The following is a 2,489-nucleotide window of genomic DNA, read 5'->3' on the forward strand; positions in this document are numbered from 1 at the left end:
GAGTTCAGTATTGGTGACAGACCACCACAAGTATCCAACCTCAATTCTATTCACAAGACCATCGTTGATGTTCTCGGCGAGCGATACCGTCGAATTTATTCTTAAAGTAGGTGCGGAATGACGGATCAATTATTCCCATTGGTCTTTTGGTAAGCGGTTTATCGAAACCGAACAGCGCTATAAGCACGGCCAGCAAGGGCTGGCCTATGAGATCGTTATCAACTCCGATCCCTGTATCGCATATCTGATGGAAGAAAACACCATCACCATACAATCCTTGGTGATGGCGCACGCCTGTTATGGCCACAACTCCTTTTTTAAAGGTAACTATTTGTTTCGAAGTTGGACCGATGCAGGCTCCATCGTTGACTACCTGATTTTTGCCCGTCAATACATCGCCCAATGCGAAGAGCGTTATGGCGTAGAAGAGGTCGAGCAACTGCTTGATTCCTGCCATGCGCTGATGAATTACGGTGTCGATCGCTACAAACGCCCGCAAAAGATTTCGCTGGAAGAGGAAAAACTGCGTCAGAAAAGCCGTGAGGCCTATTTGCAAAGTCAGGTCAATGAACTGTGGCGCACCCTGCCACGCCGCGATCCCGAGGTTTCGCTCGAAGCGGCGCGTCGTTTCCCACGCGAGCCGCAGGAAAATATTCTCTATTTTATGAAGAAGAATACGCCGTTACTGGAACCCTGGCAGAGTGAAGTACTGCGCATTGTGCGTAAGGTCAGTCAATATTTTTACCCACAAAAACAGACTCAGGTCATGAACGAGGGCTGGGCAACGTTTTGGCACTACACCATTCTCAATCATCTCTACGATGAAGGGAAAGTGACCGAGCGCTTTATGATGGAGTTCCTGCACAGCCACACCAATGTGGTCTATCAGCCTCCGTACAACAGCCCTTATTACAATGGCATTAACCCTTATGCGCTCGGATTCGCCATGTTTCAGGATATCAAGCGTATTTGCCAGACACCAACGGAGGAGGACCGCTACTGGTTCCCTGATATAGCAGGCAAGGACTGGCTGGAAACCCTACATTTCGCCATGCAGAACTTCAAGGATGAAAGCTTTATCAGCCAGTTCTTGTCACCCAAGGTGATGCGCGATTTCCGGCTATTTACCGTGCTGGATGATGACCATAACAATTATCTGGAAATTGCCGCGATCCACGATGAGGAAGGCTACCGGATGATCCGTCAGGAGCTGTCCGCACAGTATAACCTTAGCAATCAGGAACCAAATATTCAGGTCTGGAATGTGGATCTGCGCGGTAACCGCTCGCTGACGCTGCGCTATGTTCCTCACCACCGCGCACCGCTCGACAAGAGCAGCCACGATGTGATGAAACATGTACACCGACTGTGGGGATTTGATGTTTATCTGGAGCAACAGAATGCAGATGGCAGCATAGAGTTTGGTTGAACGCTGTCCGCCGCGTAATCCAGGGGTCAACTGAAGCCCATGTCACGTGTCGCGCTCACACAGTGCGCGACACGTGGCGAGGTTAATTAGCGACGAACCTCAGCAATATCGCGCGGAATCTGGTTTTGCATGCTGTGCCAGATAGCGCCGCTCTCTTTCCCGTAGGTACGCACCGCATCCATCACGCGTTCGTGTTGTCCTTCTTTCGCGATGGTTTCCAGACGAGTATAAAAATCAATAGCCAGCTTACGCGCATCCGGGTTGGAGAAGTAGTAACGCCCAACCCGCATATACAGCCCTTTCAGCCCGTTAAGGATTAATCCATAAATCGGGTTGCCAGAAACAAACGCCAATCCGCGGAAAATAGCATAATCCAGTTGCGCAAAGGCATCGGCGTTGTCTTCGACACTGGCACGCTGTATTAATACCTCCTGACTCTTATCAGGGTGTTGACGCAGGGCGGTACGAATAAAGATCGCAGCAATGTTAGTGCGTACGGCCAGCAGATTATCAATCAGTTGCGGCACGCTGTCATGATCGAGTCGTGCCAGCGTTTCCAAGATATTCAGCCCTGATGTTTCCCAAAAATTATTAATTTTCGTGGGTTTACCATGCTGAATCGTCAGCCAGCCATCACGTGCCAGGCGCTGTAACACCTCGCGTAACGTGGTACGGGTTACCCCGATCAGTTCCGATAATTCACGTTCCGCAGGTAAGATAGAACCGGGAGGAAAACGATTATTCCAAATACTTTCGATAATATATTCTTCCGCGAATCCAGCAGGACTTTGCGCCTTGATAACCATGTGTGTGATGTTCCATTTGCGATATAAAAGCGGACTCATCATACCAGAGCAGCCCGCTATCACATAGCGTGGCAGGGAGACAAAAACAGAATTCCGACAGAAACTGTGACACTTCACAAGCTGATTTATTTAACCGTCATTCCGCACCTGATTTTTCTTTTTTCGGGACTTGACGGTATTCTGAAGTTCTGAATTTATTACTGCTTTTTGCAGACCAATCAGCATGAGTACTCCCCACGTTACCATCCGTAACC

General features: G+C 49.1%; 1 protein-coding gene and 1 pseudogene. One reads left to right on the forward strand and one right to left on the reverse strand.

What is annotated here, in order from left to right:
- Positions 1-124: 124 nt before the first annotated feature.
- Positions 125-1,463, forward strand: a pseudogene (locus ACTBDZ_RS16985) (SpoVR family protein); the annotation flags it as partial.
- A 52-nt stretch (positions 1,464-1,515) separates the two neighbouring features.
- Here ACTBDZ_RS16985 and fadR read toward each other — a convergent pair.
- Positions 1,516-2,235 carry a fatty acid metabolism transcriptional regulator FadR gene (gene fadR / locus ACTBDZ_RS16990; RefSeq protein WP_438816171.1) on the reverse strand — a complete coding sequence of 240 codons (720 nt, stop codon included), beginning with the start codon at positions 2,233-2,235 and terminating at the stop codon, positions 1,516-1,518.
- Between the last annotated feature and the right edge of the window lie 254 nt (positions 2,236-2,489).

It is taken from the genome of Symbiopectobacterium sp. (assembly GCF_051710365.1).
Classification (GTDB): Bacteria; Pseudomonadota; Gammaproteobacteria; order Enterobacterales; family Enterobacteriaceae; genus Symbiopectobacterium.

Bases quoted from the DNA above. Each gene is read 5' to 3' on its own strand.
- fadR (WP_438816171.1), bottom strand. From the start codon at position 2,235: ATGGTTATCAAGGCGCAAAGTCCTGCTGGATTCGCGGAAGAATATATT.